The following is a 16,035-nucleotide window of genomic DNA, read 5'->3' as shown; positions in this document are numbered from 1 at the left end:
CTAAAGGAGATTATAGAAGATTGCCCCGATCAAATGATTTCAATTGTGGGTCATAATTTTACAACGAGAGTTCCGCGTATTGATATCTCCACCGATGGGTCGTGGTTCAGCATTATTCGTTCTACCCCTGAGGAGGCCTTGGAAGAGGGGATGAATCTGTGTCCGGGAAAGGTGAAATCCTATCTTTCGGATGCAGAGAGTGGATAACCTCCCATGGCACAAAATCGCCGTTTTTCGCATAATGATGGTATCCATTCAGAAAATTCGCAAATGATTTCAAGAGATACAAGCCACGCTCCTTGAATGGCATTCAAGGGGTCGTCACAATGAATGAAAAACCCCCGAAAATCGGGGGCATTTTTTGGTCCGCACCTCTGCTGAACGCCCCGGATCGCTCCGGGGCTTTTCCTTCCCTTTCCTTTCGATGCGTCATTGCGACTTGGCCAGGGCCTGATCCAGGTCGGCGATGATGTCCTCCACATCCTCGATGCCCACGGAGATGCGGATCATGTCCGGCGGGACGCCCGCGGCCAGCTGCTCGGCCGGGGTGGACTGGGAGTGGGTGGTCGAGGCCGGATGGATGACCAGGGTCTTGGCGTCGAGGATGTTGGCCAGATGCGAGCAGAGCCTGACCGACTCGATGAACCGCTGCCCGGCCTCAAGCCCGCCCTTGACCCCGAAGCCGAAGACCGCGCCCGGCCCCAGCGGGAACATGGCCGCTGCCCGGTCGTGGTCCTTGTGGCTTGGCAAGCCGGCGTAGTTGACCCACTCCACGGCGTAGTGTGTTTCCAGGAATTCCGAGACCTTGCGGGCGTTCTCGCAATGCTTGCGCACGCGCAGGGGCAGGGTTTCGAGCCCCTGGAGGATGAGGAAGCTGTTCATGGGTGACAGGGCCGCCCCGGTGTCGCGCAGCAGGCCGATGCGCGTCTTGGTGGCCAGGGCCGGGCAGGCTTTGCCCTGCGCGCCGCCCAGGGCCTCCCAGAGGTTGACCCCGCCATAGGTGGGGTCCGACCCGGTCAGCTCGGGATATTTGCCCGACGCGCCCCAGTCGAAGCTGCCCTTGTCCACGATGACGCCGCCGATGGCCGTGCCGTGGCCGCCGATGATCTTGGTCAGCGAGTAGACCAGGATGTCGGCCCCGTGGTCGAACCCGTTGAACATGGGCGGCGGCGAGACCGTGGCGTCGAGGACAAGGGGCAGGCCGTGGGCGTGGGCCACGTCGGCGATGCCCCTGATGTCGTCCACGTTGCAGCGCGGGTTGCCAATGGACTCGGTGTAGACAAGCCGCGTGTTCCTGTCGATGGCCGCCGCGAAGTTGGCCGGATCGGACGAGTCCACGAACCGCGCCTCGATGCCGAACCGCTTGAGGGTGTGCTCGAACAGGGTCTGGGTGCCGCCGTAGAGATTGGAGCCGGTGACGATGTTCTGCCCGGCCGAGGTGATGGTGGTCACGGCGTAGAAGATGGCGGCCATGCCCGAGGCCGTGGCCAGCGCGCCCGCCGCCCCGTGCAGTTCGGCCAGCCGCCGCTCCAGCACATCGGTGGTCGGGTTCATCAGCCGGGTATAAATGTAGCCCGGCTCCCTGAGGGCGAAGAGGTTGGCCGCGTGCTCGGTGTCGCGGAAGACATAGCTGGTGGTCAGGTACACGGGCACGGCCCTTGAGCCGGTGTCGGCATCGGGCGAATGCCCCGCATGCAGGGCCAGGGTCTGCGGCCCCAGGGGTTTGTCGGCCATGGTTGCGCTCCTGTGGTCAAAGATTTCGGCCTGCCGCGCGGCCATGCGGGCAGTCCTTCCACTTCACCATGCGCAAAAGCCCCGATTTAGGCAAGTCCCGATGTTTCGCCCCCGCCCGAGGTTCCTTCCGATCCGGCCCCGCCCAGCCCGGTCCGGCCGAGCCAGGCGGCAAAGGCTTCCTGGGCGCGTGCGCCGTAGGCCTCCTTGCGGAATTTCTTCTTCATCTTGCCGGGCAGGCCGGGCATGAGGCCGAAATTGACATTGGAAGGCTGGAATCGCTTGTTGGGCTTAGTGGCCAGATGCCCCAGAAGCGCCCCCAGGGCCGTCTCGGACGGCGGCGCAGGCACGGGCCCGCCGGACAGCCTCCGCGCCAGCGACAGCCCCACCCAGAGGCCGCAGGCGGCGGATTCCAGATACCCTTCCACCCCGGTGAGCTGCCCGGCGAGATAATAGCCGGGCCGGGCCCGAAGCTGGAGGTCGCCATCGAGCACCTCGGGCGCGTTGACATAGGTATTGCGATGGATGGAACCAAGGCGCAGGAACTCGGCGTTTTCAAGACCGGGGATCATGCGGAAAATGCGCCTTTGTTCCGGGTACTTGAGCTTGGTCTGAAAGCCCACGAGGTTGAAGGCGGTCTTGTCTTGGTTCTCGGTGCGCAGCTGGACCACGGCAAAGGGCCGCTCGCCGGTCCTGGGGTCCGTCAACCCCACGGGTTTGAGGGGGCCGAAAGCCAGGGTCATCTCGCCACGCTCGGCCATGGCCTCAACAGGCAGGCACCCCTCGAAGTGAACCTCCTGCTCGAAATCGCGCGGCAGGACCTTGTCGCCCGCCAGCAGCGCGGCCACAAAACCCTTGTACTCGTCCTCGGTCATGGGGCAGTTGAGGTAGTCGTCGTCCTCGGGCTTCCAGCGCGAGCCCCAAAAGGCCTTGTCGAAATCAATGGATTCGCGGGTCACGATGGGCGCGATGGCGTCGTAGAAATAAAGCCGCTCGTCGCCCACCACGCTGATCAGGCTGGCCGTCAGCGACTGGCTGGCCAGCGGCCCGGCGGCCACGACCACGGCATCGGCCCCGGCCAGTTCGGGCGCGTCGAGGTCCGCGATCTCGCGGCGGATGACCGTGATCAGCGGGTGTTCGCTGATCCTGCGGGTGATGTGTTCGGAGAAAAGCGCCCTGTCCACGGCCAGGGCTCCGCCTGCCGGGACCTTGGTGGCGTGGGCCGCTTCCATGATCAGGCTGCCCAGGCTGTCCATCTCGTCCTTGAGCAGGCCGATGGCCGCTGCCGGGCCGATGGCGCGAAAGGAGTTGGAGCAGACCAGCTCGGCCAGCCCGTCCTCGGTGTGCGCCTCGGACCGCTTGTCCGGCTTCATCTCGTACAGTTCGACAGACACCCCGGCCCGGGCCAGCTGCCAGGCGCAGTCGCACCCGGCCAGACCGCCGCCGATGATCGCAACCCGTGCCATTTCATATCCCCGGTATCGTTTACGTTCGCCGTGATATGCCGTATACGGGGCAAAACGGCGAACCTGTGAAAAGCCTGATGGAACAGACAATGAGCGACACGCTTCTGGACATACGCGGGCTGACGACCCGGTTTTCCTCCCCGCAAGGCATCGCCAAGGCGGTGGATACCGTCAGCCTCTCCCTAATGCAAGGGGAAACCCTGGCCGTGGTAGGCGAGTCCGGCTGCGGCAAGACCGTGCTCGCCCTGTCCATCCTCGGCCTGGTGCCCGATCCGCCAGGCCGGGTCACTGACGGCTCCATCCTCTACCAGGGGCACGATCTGCTCGCCATGGACGAGTCCGAGCTGCGGCGCATCCGGGGCAACCAGATCTCCATGGTCTTCCAGGAGCCCATGACCGCTCTCAACCCTGTCTTCCGCATCGACGACCAGATCGCCGAGCCGCTGCGGCTGCACCAGGGGCTGGACCGGCGCGCGGCCTTGGCCGGGGCCGTGGACGCCCTGGCCCTGGTTGGCATCCCCAACCCGGTCAAGGTGGCCCGGGCCTATCCCCACGAACTGTCCGGCGGCATGCGCCAGCGGGTGATGATCGCCATGGCCCTGGCCTGCAACCCGGCCATTCTCATCGCCGACGAACCGACCACGGCGCTCGATGTCACGGTCCAGGCCCAGATTCTCGACCTGATGAACGAACTCAAGGCGCGCATGAACGGCTCGCTGATGCTCATCACCCACGACCTCGGCGTGGTGGCGCGCATGGCCCAGCGGGTGGCGGTGATGTATGCGGGCAAGGTGGTGGAGCTGTGCGAGGTGGGGCCGCTTTTCGCAGAGCCGCTGCACCCCTATACCCGTGGGCTGCTCGCCTCGGTCCCTGTACTGGGCGACCGCAGCGAGCTGAACCCAATCCCCGGCATCGTGCCCGGCATCTTCGACCTGCCCGAGGGGTGCCGGTTCCGCCCCCGCTGCAAGGACGCCTTTGACCGCTGCACGACCCTGCCCCCGCTCCTTGAGGCCGGATCGGGCCGCCGGGTGCGCTGCTGGCTTCATCAATAGGAGGACGCCGCCATTTCCGCCTTTCTCCAACTCATCGACGTGGGCAAGCACTACAAGGTCACCAGCGGCCTGCTGGGGCTCAAGACCGATGCCGTGCGCGCCGTGGACGGCGTCAGCCTGACCGTCAGCAAGGGCGAAACCCTGGGGCTGGTGGGCGAATCGGGCTGCGGCAAATCCACCCTGGCCAAGTGCGTCATGGGCCTCGAATCGATCAGCTCCGGCCGCATCGTCTTCCAGGACCGCGACGTGTCCGACTGGCCCGAGAAAGCACTGCGCCGCAAGATGCAGATGATCTTCCAAGACCCTTACTCGTCGCTCAATCCGCGCCAGAAAATCGGCTCCATCATCCGCGAGGGGCTGGATATCCATTCCATTGGCACACGGGCCGAACGCCGCGCCCGGGTGCAGGAGCTGCTGGGCCTTGTGGGCCTTCGGCCCGAGCACGGCACCCGCTATCCCCACGAATTCTCCGGCGGCCAGCGCCAGCGCGTGGCAGTGGCCCGGACCCTGGCCCTGGACCCTGACCTGATCGTCTGCGACGAGCCGGTCTCGGCGCTTGATGTCTCGGTCCAGGCCCAGATCCTGCGCCTGCTCAAGACCCTTCAAACCCGGCTCGACCTGACCTATGTCTTCATCTCCCACGACCTGTCCGTGGTCAGCCACATTGCGGACCGGGTGGCCGTCATGTACCTGGGCCGGATCATGGAGATCGGGCCGGGCGCGGATATCTTCGCCACCCCCCGGCATCCCTATACCGAGGCCCTGCTCTCGGCCGTGCTCACGCCCGATCCCACGCGCCGGACCGAGCGCATCCCCTTGAGCGGCGAACTGCCAAGCCCCATGAACCCGCCCTCGGGCTGTCCCTTCCATCCCCGCTGCCCCAAGGCCTTTGAGCGCTGCCCGCAGGAGCGGCCGGAGCTGCGCGAGACAGCCCCAGGCGTCCAGGTGGCCTGCTGGCTGTATTGACCTTTCTGTCATGCTCACAGGATGCGCCAACTGTGTCTGGACATGGCCGGAACACGGGCATACCATCAGCAGCAAATCTGGCAATAGACTAAACTTGTTGTCTATTTTGTTAAGCCTAAAGTTTAACTTTAACATTTTGCGGAGCCTGCAATGATCACCAGCCAAGACGCCCTGACCCTGCTCAAGGCACACAACGACGAGCCCAACCTGATCCACCACGCCCTGGAGTCCGAGGCGGTCATGCGCGGTCTGGCCCGCAGGCTGGGGCGCGACGAGGAACTGTGGGGAGTGACCGGACTGCTCCACGACCTGGACTACGCCGCCACCCGCGACAACCACGCCCGCCACGGGCTGGACAGCGTGGACATGCTCGCCGGAAAACTGCCCGACGAGGCGCTGGACGCCATCCGCCGCCACGCCTCGGAACTGAACGGGGCCGAAGGGCCGCAGACCGAATTCGACCACGCCCTGCGTTGCGGCGAGACCGTCACCGGCATGGTCCACGCAGGCGCTCTGGTCAGGCCCACCCGCATCGATGGCATGCAGCCCAAGAGCCTGAAAAAGAAAATGAAGGACAAGGCGTTCGCGGCCAGTGTCAACCGCGACTGCATCCGCGAATGCGAGCGCATCGGCCTTGAGCTTGGCGAATTCCTCCAGGTGGCCATCGACGCCATCACCGACATTGCGCCCGAAGTGGGTCTTGCGCCCGAGTGATCGGCTCGGCGGCAACACAGGCCAAGGACTTCCCGCCCGATGATCATCCCGTGGTTGCACGATCACCGTCTTTGTACTACGCCAGAGTGTCCTGACGAAAACCCTTCCCACACCCGGGAGGCAGCGGAGCAGACGTGGCGACGATAGACCAGTCCCTGGCGCATGGCGACTCCATCATCCACACCATGGACCCCCGGGTGCGGCTTGGTTGCGCCGTGCTGCTGACCGTGACCACCGCCCTGCTCCACTGGCTGCCCCCGGCCCTGCTCGCCTTGGCCACCGGAGCCGGGCTGACGCTCCTGGCCGGGCTGCGGCCGCAAACCGTGATCCGGCGGCTGGCCGTGGTCAACGTGTTCATCGTCTTCCTCTGGATATTTCTGCCCTTTTCCGTGCCCCTCGCCGCCCAGGGCGAACCCGTCCTGCGTCTTGGCCCCCTGGCCGCCAGCCGCGCGGGTGTGGACCTCGCCCTGCTGATCACGGTCAAGTCCAACGCCATCGTCCTGACCCTGCTCGCCCTGATGGCCACCATCCCCATGCAGGACCTTGGCCCGGCCATGCAGCGGCTCAAGGTGCCGGAAAAGCTCTGCCATATCCTGCTCTTCACCTACCGCTACCTCTTTGTCATCCACCAGGAATACCGAACCATGCGCCGGGCCATGGCCGCACGCGGCTTCACGCCCGGCACCAACCGCCACACCTATCGCGCCGTGGCCTGGCTGATGGGCATGCTCCTGGTCAGGAGCTGGGACCGGGCTGAGCGCGTGCATAGCGCCATGCGCTGCCGGGGCTTCCGGGGCCGCTTCCATTCCATGGCCCGCTTCACCGTGTCGGCCCGCGACGTCATGCTGCTCGCGGGCTGCACCGCCATGGCCGCGGCCTTCATCTGGCTCGAAACCACCCGCAGGGGGCTTGCATGACCAGCGCCGTCATCGAACTCTCGGATATCGAATACACCTTCCCTGGCCGCGGCATCTGCCTGTCGGGACTGAACTTCCACCTGCACGAGGGAGAGAGGGTCGGCCTCTTCGGCCCCAATGGCGCGGGCAAGACCACCATGCTCCACATCCTCATGGGGCTGCTCCACCCGCAGCGGGGCGAGGTGCGCCTCTTCGGGCGAACCATGGCCGATGGCCGGGCCTTTGACGAGGCGCGCCTGCGCATCGGGTTCCTGTTCCAGAACTCCGACGACCAGCTCTTCTGCCCCACCGTGCTCGACGACGTGGCCTTTGGCCCCCTCAACCAGGGCCTGTCGCCCGACGAGGCCCGGCAGAGGGCGACCGAAGCCCTGACCACGGTGGGCCTCTCCGGATTCGAGGACTATGTGCCCTACCGACTCTCCGGGGGCGAGAAGAAACTGGTGGCCCTGGCCACCATCCTGTCCATGCGCCCCGAGGTGCTGGTGCTCGACGAGCCCACCACCGGCCTCTCGCCCGAGTCCAGGGAGCGGCTGGTGTCCATCCTGGCCGGGCTGCCCATGGCCCGGCTGGTGGTCTCCCACGAGCCCGACTTCCTGGCCGCCACCACGGACACGCTCCTGGCCCTGCGCGACGGACGCATCGTGCCCGGCCGCCTCGCCCCGCACAGCCATGTCCATGTTCATGAAGAGGGCGACATCCCGCACCAGCACTGACCGGCATCGGCAATCCGGCCCGCCCGGTTCTCGCCCGGCCTCGTCTTGCGACTTGACCGCGCGGCTGCATTTGCGCACACTTGGCCCCCTCCACCCGACGCACCCGGGGAAAATTCTCCGATCATTCCCGCAAAAGCGTCGCCTGGACCTTGGCAACCAGGGATACGACCTTATTATTCACCGATACCGACACGCTTCCGGCACATCCTCCAAAGGCGACCATTGATGCCAGACACGCCCAGCGCCATCCACAAGAACTCATACCGCACCATCTGGCATCTGGCCTGGCCCCAACTGCTGATGATGTTCTTCCACTTCCTCATCGGCCTGACCGATGTCTGGGTGGCCGGGCACATCGACCGCGAAGTCCAGGCGTCGCTGGGCATCATCACCCAATCGCTCTTCTTTCTGCTGGTGCTGGCCACGGCCGTGGCAAACGGCGCGGTGGCGGCCATCAGCCAGTCCATGGGCGCCGGGCTCCACAAGCGGGTGCAGCGCTACATCGGGCTGTGCCTCATTCTCGCGGTCCTGATCGGCGGCCTCTTCCTGGCCCTGGTCCTACCGGTGAAAGATTGGCTGGTGACCGCGCTCCAGGTGCCCGCAACCATGCGGCCCATCACGGAATACTTTCTCGAAGTCTACCTCTTGGTGCTGCCGCCCTACTATCTGCTGATCATCACCAATGCCATCTTCCGGGCACGGCGCGAGGTGATGTTCCCGCTCTACTGCATGATACTGGTCACCGCCACCAACACTGTGCTCGATGTCGGCCTGGGACTCGGCTGGTGGGGCCTGCCCAATCTCGGTTTCAAGGGATTGGCCTGGGCCACCTTCGCCTCGGTCACGGCGGGCGCGGCCCTCAATATCATCGTGCTGTGGCGAAAGGGGCTGCTCAATCCGTCGAGCTTCGCGCCCATGCGCTGGATGAAGCGCGCCACGCCCTATATCTTCAAGGTGGCCTGGCCCGCCGGACTGATGCAGATCATCTGGCATTCCGGGTACCTGGTCCTCTACACCATCACCGGCAGCCTGCCGCGCGACGCGGTCAACGCCCTGGCGGGCATGGCCATCGGCCTACGCATCGAGGCCCTGCTCTTCCTGCCCGCCATGGCCTTCAACATGACGGCCGGCATCCTGGTGGGCAATGCGCTGGGCGCGCGCCAGCCCGGCGAGGCCAAGCGGGTAGGCTTTCGCATCCTGGGCCTTGGCATGGTCTCCATCTGCCTGTTCACGGTCGTTGTCTGGCAATTCGTCACCCCCTGGGTCGCCCTGCTCACCCGGGACGCGGCCGTGGCCGCCCAGGCCATCAGCTATCTCAAGTGGAACGTGCTGGCCGTGCCCTTCACCCTGACCAGCCTGATCCTGGCCGGAGCCTTCAACGGCGCGGGCGCGACCATGTACAACATGGCCATCATGGGCGGCTCCACCTGGCTGCTTCGCCTGCCCCTGGCCTGGTGGCTCGGCCATCAGGCCCTGGACAGCGCCGAGGGAATCTGGATCGCCATGTTCTGCTCCCAGGCCGTCCAGTCCCTGATCCTGCTCTACTTCTTCACCTTCAAAAACTGGCAGCGTTTCGCTATGATCAAGGCCCGCAACGGATCAAGCGCCGCCATCAAGGACATTGCATGACCCTCGAATTCGCCCCCGTATCCCTCGACAGGCAAAAGGAATACCATGCGGCCCTGACCGGCTGCCCGCAGTTGCTGACCAGCGACTTCTCCTTTGCCAACGTCTTCGGCTGGAGCGAACATTACGGCCTGGAGTGGGCATTTCACAAGGACATGTGCTTCATCCGCCAGACACGGCCCGAGGTGATCCACTGGGCCCCTGTCGGCCCGTGGGAAAAGTATGACTGGGCCGCCTGCTGCGCAATGCGCGAGAGCGCCCGCTTCACCCGCGTGCCTGAGGAACTGGCCACCCTCTGGAAGACCGCCTATGGCGACGACATCGCCATCATCGAGAGCCGCGACCACTGGGACTACATCTACTCCGTGGAGGAACTGGTCAGCCTGAGTGGCAAGAAATTCCACAAGAAGAAGAACCTGCTCAACCAGTTCATCAAGGGGTACGACTTCCGCTACGAGTCCATGGGGCCGGAATGCGTGGAGGAAGTGCTCGAAATGCAGGACGAATGGTACAAGTGGTACGAGGAGAACAACCCCTCCGAGGCACTCAAGGCCGAGAACCGGGCCATCACCCGCGTGCTGCACAACTTCGACCAGATCACCGGCCTCATGGGCGCGACCCTGCGCGTTGACGGCAAGGTCATCGCCTACACCGTGGCCGAACCCCTGTGCGAGGATTCCATCGTCATCCACTTCGAGAAGGGCGACATCCGCTACAAGGGCGTGTACCAGGCCATCAACCAGATGTTCCTGGAAAACGACGGCGCGGAATACACCAACGTCAACCGCGAGCAGGACCTGGGCGACCAGGGCCTGCGCAAGGCCAAACTCTCCTACAACCCCGTCTTCTTCCTCAAGAAGTACGAGGCCGAGCTGTCCCGGTCATCGTGAGCATTCTTCTCTCGTCCGCACCGCGCCGCCGACTGGTCGTCCTCGGCCTGGATGGCCTGCCGCTGGCCCTGGCCCACCAACTGGGCGCATCCCTGCCCGCCCTCCGCCGATTGGCCGAAGGAGCGGTCACGGTGCGCGCCGAACTGCCCGAGCTGTCGCCGGTCAACTGGACCTCGCTGTTAACCGCCAGGGGGCCGGAAGGGCACGGCATCTTCGGTTTCTCGCGCCTCGATCCGCGCACCTATCATTTGTCCATCGCCGGCAGCGCGCAGGTGGCCTGCACCACCATCTTCGATGCACTGGGCGCGGCCGGGCTCGTCTCCCGCGTCATCAACCTGCCGGGCACCTACCCTGTCCGCCCCCTGCGCGGCATGATGGTCACGGGCTTCGTCTCCCACGATCTGGCGTCGGCCGCGCACCCGCCCTTCCTGGCCGCGAGGCTGGCCGAGGCGGGCTACAAGCTCGAAGCGGACACCAGCCGCGGCGCGGCCGACCCGGAGTATCTGCTGGCCGAGCTGCGGGCCACCCTGGCCTCGCGCCTCACCGCCCTGGACATGCTCTGGCCCGATCTGGCCTGGGACCTCTTCGTGCATGTCTTCACCGAGACGGACAGGCTCTTTCACTTTCTCATGGACGCGGTGCTCGACACAGGCCACCGGCTCCACCTGGACTGCATGCGCCTGCTGGCCCACTGGGACGACGCCCTGGGCCGTTTCCTGGCCCGCTACGACGCCCTGCCCGGACCCAAGCGGCTCATGGTGGTGGCCGACCACGGCTTCACCCGGCTGCGCACCGAGGTCTGCGTCAACACATGGCTGAAGAAGCAGGGATTTCTGGTGCCGGACGGCGCACCGTCAAGCGAATGGGACGCCGGGGTCATCGGTGCGGGGAGCACGGCCTTTGCCCTGGACCCTGGCCGCATATACATCCACACCCGCGACTTCGCCCGGGGTCGCGTCAGCGAAGCAGACAGGCCCGCCGTGGCGGCCGCCATCCGTGACGGCCTGCGCGACCTGACATTTGACGGCGAGCCGGTCATGGAGCATGTGTACACCTCGGACGAATTGTACCCCGGATCGCGGTGCGCCCAGGTGCCTGACCTCGTCTGTCTGGCCCGGCCGGGGTTCGATCTCAAGGCCAAGTTCGACCGCGACGAGGTCTTCGGCCTATTCGGCCGCACCGGCGCGCACACGGCCCACGGGGCCATCTTTGCCGACACCGCAGGCCTGCGCCCCGAGCGCATGCGTGATGTCGGGGCGGCCATCCTCGACCATTTCAACATTCCGGCCCAGGGAGCGTGAATGGACCTTCAGACCGAACTCAACGACGCCCAGCGCGAGGCGGTGCTGACCACCGAAGGCCCGGTGCTGGTCATCGCCGGGGCGGGCTCGGGCAAGACCAGGACCATCGTCTACCGGCTGGCCCATCTGGTGCGCCAGGACGTGGACCCGGCCCAGATCCTGCTGCTCACCTTCACGCGCAAGGCGTCCCAGGAGATGCTGACCCGCGCCGGGATCATCCTCGGCCACTCCCTCAACGCCACCAGCGGCGGCACCTTCCATTCCTTTGCCTACGCCACCCTGCGCCGCAACGCCCCGGACATCGGGTTCGCAGGCGGCTTCACCCTCATGGACCGCTCCGACTGCGAGGCCGTGTGCCGCGACGTCAAGGAGATGCTCAAGCTCGGCAAGGGCGACCGCTCCTACCCCAAGAAGGCCACCCTGCTCGACATGATCACCAAGTCGCGCAACAAGGAAATCCCCATCGAGACGGTGTTGGAGCGCGAGGCGTACCACCTCTCACCCTATCTGGACGACCTGAACGCCATTGCCGAGGGCTACGCCGCCTTCAAGCGCCAGCACGCCCTGGTGGACTACGACGACCTGCTCTTCCTGCTCGACGAGCTGCTGGCTGGCAACGAGCCCCTGCGCAACCAGCTGCGCACCCGCTACCGCTACATCATGGTGGACGAATACCAGGACACCAATCTGGTCCAGGCGCGCATCGTCAAGCATCTGGCCGGTGAGGGCGGCAACGTCATGGCCGTGGGCGACGATGCCCAGTCCATCTACGCCTTCCGGGGCGCGAATGTGGCGAACATCCTTGATTTTCCAAACATTTTCGAGGGCACGAAGATCATCCGCCTGGAGAAGAACTACCGCTCCGAGCAGCCGATCCTCGACCTGACCAACGAGATCCTGCGCGGCGCGGCCACCAAGTTCGACAAGCACCTCTACTCGGACCTGCCCGGCGACACCCTGCCCGAGGTGGTCCACCCCATCAGCGACCAGTCCCAGGCCCGGCTGGTGGTGGACCAGATCCTCGACCTGGGCCGCAAATACCCGCTACATGAGGTGGCCGTGCTCTTCAGGGCTGGCTACCAGTCGTTTCCCCTTGAGGTGGCCCTGACCCGGGTGGGCATCGACTACCAGAAATTCGGCGGCATCCGCTTCCACGAGGCGGCGCACATCAAGGACGTGCTCGCCCTGCTGCGGCTGGTGGTCAATCCCCACGACCTGATGGCCTGGCAGCGGGCGCTTGAACACATCAAGGGCGTCGGTCCCAAGACCGTGGCCAGCATCTACAAGGCCATGCACACCGACGACGTCAAATACATGGCCGCAGCCACCAAGAAACACGATGCCCTGCGCGAACTCCTGAACGAACTCGACGCGCTACGCGCCATGGTCGGCAGGCCATCGGCCGTGCTGGAGCGTGTGATGTCCTTCTATCAGCCCATCCTCATTGACAAATACCCGGACGACTACCCCAAACGCCAGGCCGGGCTGGAGCAGCTCAGCCAGATCGCGGTCAACTACGCGGACATGGACCAGATGCTGGGCGACCTGAGCCTCGACGGCGACCCGGACGAGGAAAAGCGCAAGGAGGACGCGGTGGTCCTGTCCACAGTCCACTCGGCCAAGGGGCTGGAATGGAGCGCGGTCATCCTCATCGATCTGGTGGAGGACCGCTTTCCCTCGCGCCGGGCCATGCAGCGGCCCGAGGACCTGGAGGAGGAGCGCCGCCTGATGTATGTGGCCTGCACCCGGGCCAAGCACTGCCTCAAGCTCTTCGTGCCCGGCTCGGTCTACAACCGCCAAAGCGGGCTTTCGGATCCGACCCTGCCCAGCCCCTTTGTCCTGGAGCTGCCCGACTCGGTCTACACGCCCGTCAGGGAGTCCTACGCCGGTGGGCTGGAGGCGCGCCGCCCTGCGAACGCCCGGCCATCGCCCGACGCGGCCACGGCACGGGGCGACAGCCTGCCTGACACCGCCGCCAAGACCCCGGTGAATTCCGACAAGCTCGGCTTCTGCGTCCACAAGATCTTCGGCCGGGGCAAAATCATCGCCTGCCCCGAGCCCAACAAGTACAAGGTGAACTTCCCCGGCTTCGGCATCAAGACCATCATCGGGGATTATCTTGAAATGCTCTGACCATCCACATAGAATGGCCCCATGAAAAGCGAACAACACTTCCTCGACCTCATCGACGCCCATTTCCCCGGCGGCCATGAATTGCTCAAGCTCGGGCGCGGCGACGACTGCGCCGTGCTGGCCGGAGGACGCGACATCTGCGTCTCGTCCGACCTCTTCCTCGAGGATGTCCACTTCCGGCGCGACTACTTCACGGCCGAAGACATCGGCTACAAGGCCCTGGCCGTAAACATCAGCGATATCGCGGCCATGGGCGCAAGGCCCTTTGCCTTCACCATGGACCTGATGATTCCGCCGGGCCTGGACGAGGAATTCTGGAACGGATTCTTCAAGGGCATGGCCATGCTGGCCCGGCATACCGATCTGGCCCTGGCTGGCGGCGACCTGAGCCGGGCCGACCGGCTGGGCGTGAGCATCTCCATCTTCGGCGTGAGCGGCAGCCACGGCCGGTTCCTGACGCGCGGCAACTGCGCGCCCGGCGACATCCTCTTCACCGTGGGCGACCTGGGGCTGGCCCGGGCCGGGCTGCTGACCCTGGAGACTCTGGGACGCGAGGGACACGAAGCCTTTCCGACCGCCACCCTGGCCCACCTGCGGCCCAAGCCCAAGGTGATGATCGGCACCCTGCTCAACGCCGCCGGGGTCAAGGGGCTCATGGACGTGTCCGACGGGCTGGCCCGCGACCTGCCCCGCTTCCTGGGGCCGAACCTCGGTGCCGAGCTGACCCTGCGCGGCGAAATGCTCAACGGCAACGTCATCGCCTACGCCCTGGCCATGGGAACCGACCCGGTGGAACTGGCCATGCTCGGCGGCGAGGACTACGCCCTGCTCGGCGTCATGACCGAGGAGGTGCGCGACAAGGCGGCCTCGGTGCCCGGCTTCACCGAGATCGGCCGGGTCACGGACACCCCGGGCATCGTCGTCAACGGCACGCCCTTCACGGCCCCGGGATTCGACCATTTCGAGACCCCGTAACCTTCATCCTTTGACGCGAGGAGCGGACATGGACATGCAACTGATCGCCATCGGACACGTCAGGTCATCCATCAAGAACAAGGAGTCCGCGCCCAAGATGGAGAGCGAGGCAGGCGCGGTGCGCGCCCGCATCGAGCTTGACCTGGCCTATGCCCAGGGGCTCGACTCCATGGAACCGGGCGCCCGACTCGAACTCTTCACCTGGTTCCACCAGTCCGACCGCACCCCGCTCATGGTCCATCCCCGGGGGGCCACGGACAAGCCCATGCGCGGCGTGTTCACCACCCGCTCGCCCAACCGGCCCAATCCCATCGGCCTGCACCGGGTCACGCTGGTGGCCATCGAGGAGCCCGCGACCCTAATCGTGGAGCCACTGGAGGCCATTGACGGCACCCCGGTCATCGACATCAAGCCCGTGCCCAAGGGCTCGTAAGAGCATGAACATGTTCGAGGCCGTCGAGACCCGGGACGACAACCACGTCGCCGGGTGGGTGACCACCACCGACTCCGCCCGACTCTGGGTGGAGGTGCGCGGCCAGGGGCGTCCGGTGATCTTGATCCACGGCTGGACCATGAGCTCGCAGTTCTGGCGCAGGCAGCACGGGCTGGCCGACGCCTTCCAGGTGGTCACCCTGGACCTGCGCGGCCACGGCCGGTCCGAGACGCCATTGCGCGGGCAGACCATCCCCCGCTACGCCCGCGACCTGCGCGAGGTGATCCGCGCCCTGGACCTCAAGGGGGCGGCGCTGGTGGGCTGGTCCATGGGCGGCTCGGTGGCGCTCGACTACTGGCACCAGTTCGGCGGCGACAGGCTCTCGGGCATCGCCCTGGTGGAGAGCAGCCCCCACCCCATGGCCGACGCGCCGTGGAACACCCATCGCTATCGCGGCCTCGGCCCCGAGGCGGTACGGGCAGACATGGAAGCCATGCGCCTTGACCGCGCAGCCTTCGGCACCCGCTTCATCAACGAGATGTTCATCTCCGGCCAGGCCCCGGCCCATGCCCTGCGCTGGATGCGCGCCGAGCACCTGCTGACGGACGACCACACCGCCTCGGCCATCTACGAGGACTACGCCGCCCGCGACTATGTGCCGCTGCTGCCCACGGTGGCGTTGCCCGCCCTGGCCGTGTACGGACGCTCCCGCCACATGTGCTTTGGCCCGTCCGCGGGCCGGTTCGTGGCCGGGTCCATCCCGGGCGCGCGGCTGGTAATTCTGGAGCGCAGCGGCCATCTGCCCTTCTACGAGGAGCCGGACACCTTCAACGCCGAGATGCGGCGCTTCCTGGCCGCCCTTCCCTGATCTCCCCTGCAACGACCACCCTGACAACGACAAGACGCCCGACCCGCATGTGCGGATCGGGCGTCCCCCGTCTGAAAATCACCACCGCCAGCAGTGCGGCTGCCTACCACTGCGGCACGAGCCGCCGGAAAGGGCCGAGCACTCTGGAGACGCGGCTGCCGGACGGGCTGTACACATCGCTGGCCCCGGCCGCCACCTCGAAGGTGTAGAAGAATTCCGGGTCCGCTACCCTGGCCGCAGCCAGCACCAG

The 16,035-nt window shown here is 65.8% G+C and carries 15 protein-coding genes; 13 read left to right on the top strand and 2 right to left on the bottom strand.

All coding sequences use genetic code 11. The features are described from left to right. Positions 1-207: hypothetical protein (locus tag QQS14_RS14975; RefSeq protein WP_285907823.1), on the top strand; the 207-nt coding region annotated here is incomplete at its 5' end. Positions 208-429: 222 nt separating this feature from the next. Here the strand turns inward: QQS14_RS14975 and QQS14_RS14970 are convergent. Next, on the bottom strand, positions 430-1,734 hold the full coding sequence (locus tag QQS14_RS14970) for an O-acetylhomoserine aminocarboxypropyltransferase/cysteine synthase family protein (protein ID WP_285907822.1): 1,305 nt from the start codon (positions 1,732-1,734) through the stop codon (positions 430-432). 86 nt (positions 1,735-1,820) lie between these two features. Then, a complete protein-coding gene (gene trmFO, locus QQS14_RS14965) occupies positions 1,821-3,197 on the bottom strand; it encodes a methylenetetrahydrofolate--tRNA-(uracil(54)-C(5))-methyltransferase (FADH(2)-oxidizing) TrmFO (RefSeq protein WP_285907821.1) in 1,377 nt (458 codons plus the stop codon). An 89-nt stretch (positions 3,198-3,286) separates the two neighbouring features. On the opposite strand from trmFO, the gene QQS14_RS14960 reads away from it, so the two are divergent. From QQS14_RS14960 to QQS14_RS14905, 12 genes are all read left to right on the top strand, one after another. Further along, the gene (locus tag QQS14_RS14960) at positions 3,287-4,249 is read left to right on the top strand and encodes an ABC transporter ATP-binding protein (RefSeq protein ID WP_285907820.1); all 963 of its coding nucleotides are present in this window, start codon (positions 3,287-3,289) and stop codon (positions 4,247-4,249) included. A gap of 12 nt (positions 4,250-4,261) precedes the next feature. Further along, positions 4,262-5,215 carry an ABC transporter ATP-binding protein gene (locus QQS14_RS14955; protein ID WP_285907824.1) on the top strand — a complete coding sequence of 318 codons (954 nt, stop codon included), beginning with the start codon at positions 4,262-4,264 and terminating at the stop codon, positions 5,213-5,215. A gap of 150 nt (positions 5,216-5,365) precedes the next feature. Continuing rightward, complete coding sequence (locus QQS14_RS14950; protein WP_285907819.1) at positions 5,366-5,929, top strand: HDIG domain-containing metalloprotein; 564 nt, start codon at positions 5,366-5,368, stop codon at positions 5,927-5,929. Between the two features lie 134 nt (positions 5,930-6,063). After that, the gene (gene cbiQ, locus QQS14_RS14945) at positions 6,064-6,846 is read left to right on the top strand and encodes a cobalt ECF transporter T component CbiQ (protein ID WP_285907818.1); all 783 of its coding nucleotides are present in this window, start codon (positions 6,064-6,066) and stop codon (positions 6,844-6,846) included. Beyond that, entirely contained in the window at positions 6,843-7,559 is a 717-nt protein-coding gene (locus QQS14_RS14940) for an energy-coupling factor ABC transporter ATP-binding protein (protein ID WP_285907817.1), read from the top strand. The genes cbiQ and QQS14_RS14940 overlap by 4 nt, the downstream gene beginning before the upstream one ends. Positions 7,560-7,784: 225 nt before the next feature. Continuing rightward, positions 7,785-9,188, top strand: a complete 1,404-nt coding sequence (locus tag QQS14_RS14935; protein WP_285907816.1) for an MATE family efflux transporter — start codon at positions 7,785-7,787, stop codon at positions 9,186-9,188. Continuing rightward, positions 9,185-10,075 (top strand): DUF2156 domain-containing protein, encoded by an 891-nt coding sequence (locus QQS14_RS14930; protein ID WP_285907815.1) that lies wholly within the window; start codon positions 9,185-9,187, stop codon positions 10,073-10,075. Before QQS14_RS14935 ends, QQS14_RS14930 begins: the two co-directional genes overlap by 4 nt. Beyond that, entirely contained in the window at positions 10,072-11,376 is a 1,305-nt protein-coding gene (locus QQS14_RS14925; protein WP_285907814.1) for an alkaline phosphatase family protein, read from the top strand. Before QQS14_RS14930 ends, QQS14_RS14925 begins: the two co-directional genes overlap by 4 nt. Beyond that, complete coding sequence (locus QQS14_RS14920; protein ID WP_285907813.1) at positions 11,377-13,509, top strand: ATP-dependent helicase; 2,133 nt, start codon at positions 11,377-11,379, stop codon at positions 13,507-13,509. It abuts the gene before it with no gap. Between the two features lie 21 nt (positions 13,510-13,530). Next, a complete protein-coding gene (gene thiL / locus QQS14_RS14915) occupies positions 13,531-14,484 on the top strand; it encodes a thiamine-phosphate kinase (protein WP_285907812.1) in 954 nt (317 codons plus the stop codon). A gap of 28 nt (positions 14,485-14,512) precedes the next feature. Then, entirely contained in the window at positions 14,513-14,917 is a 405-nt protein-coding gene (tsaA, locus tag QQS14_RS14910) for a tRNA (N6-threonylcarbamoyladenosine(37)-N6)-methyltransferase TrmO (protein WP_285907811.1), read from the top strand. A gap of 10 nt (positions 14,918-14,927) precedes the next feature. Then, entirely contained in the window at positions 14,928-15,785 is an 858-nt protein-coding gene (locus QQS14_RS14905; protein ID WP_285907810.1) for an alpha/beta fold hydrolase, read from the top strand. The last annotated feature ends 250 nt before the right edge of the window (positions 15,786-16,035 follow it).

The sequence above is a fragment of the Pseudodesulfovibrio pelocollis genome (assembly GCF_030282845.1).
GTDB lineage: Bacteria > Desulfobacterota > Desulfovibrionia > Desulfovibrionales > Desulfovibrionaceae > Pseudodesulfovibrio > Pseudodesulfovibrio pelocollis.
Note: the sequence above shows the minus strand (reverse complement) of the source record. Positions and strands in the feature narration are given on the sequence as shown.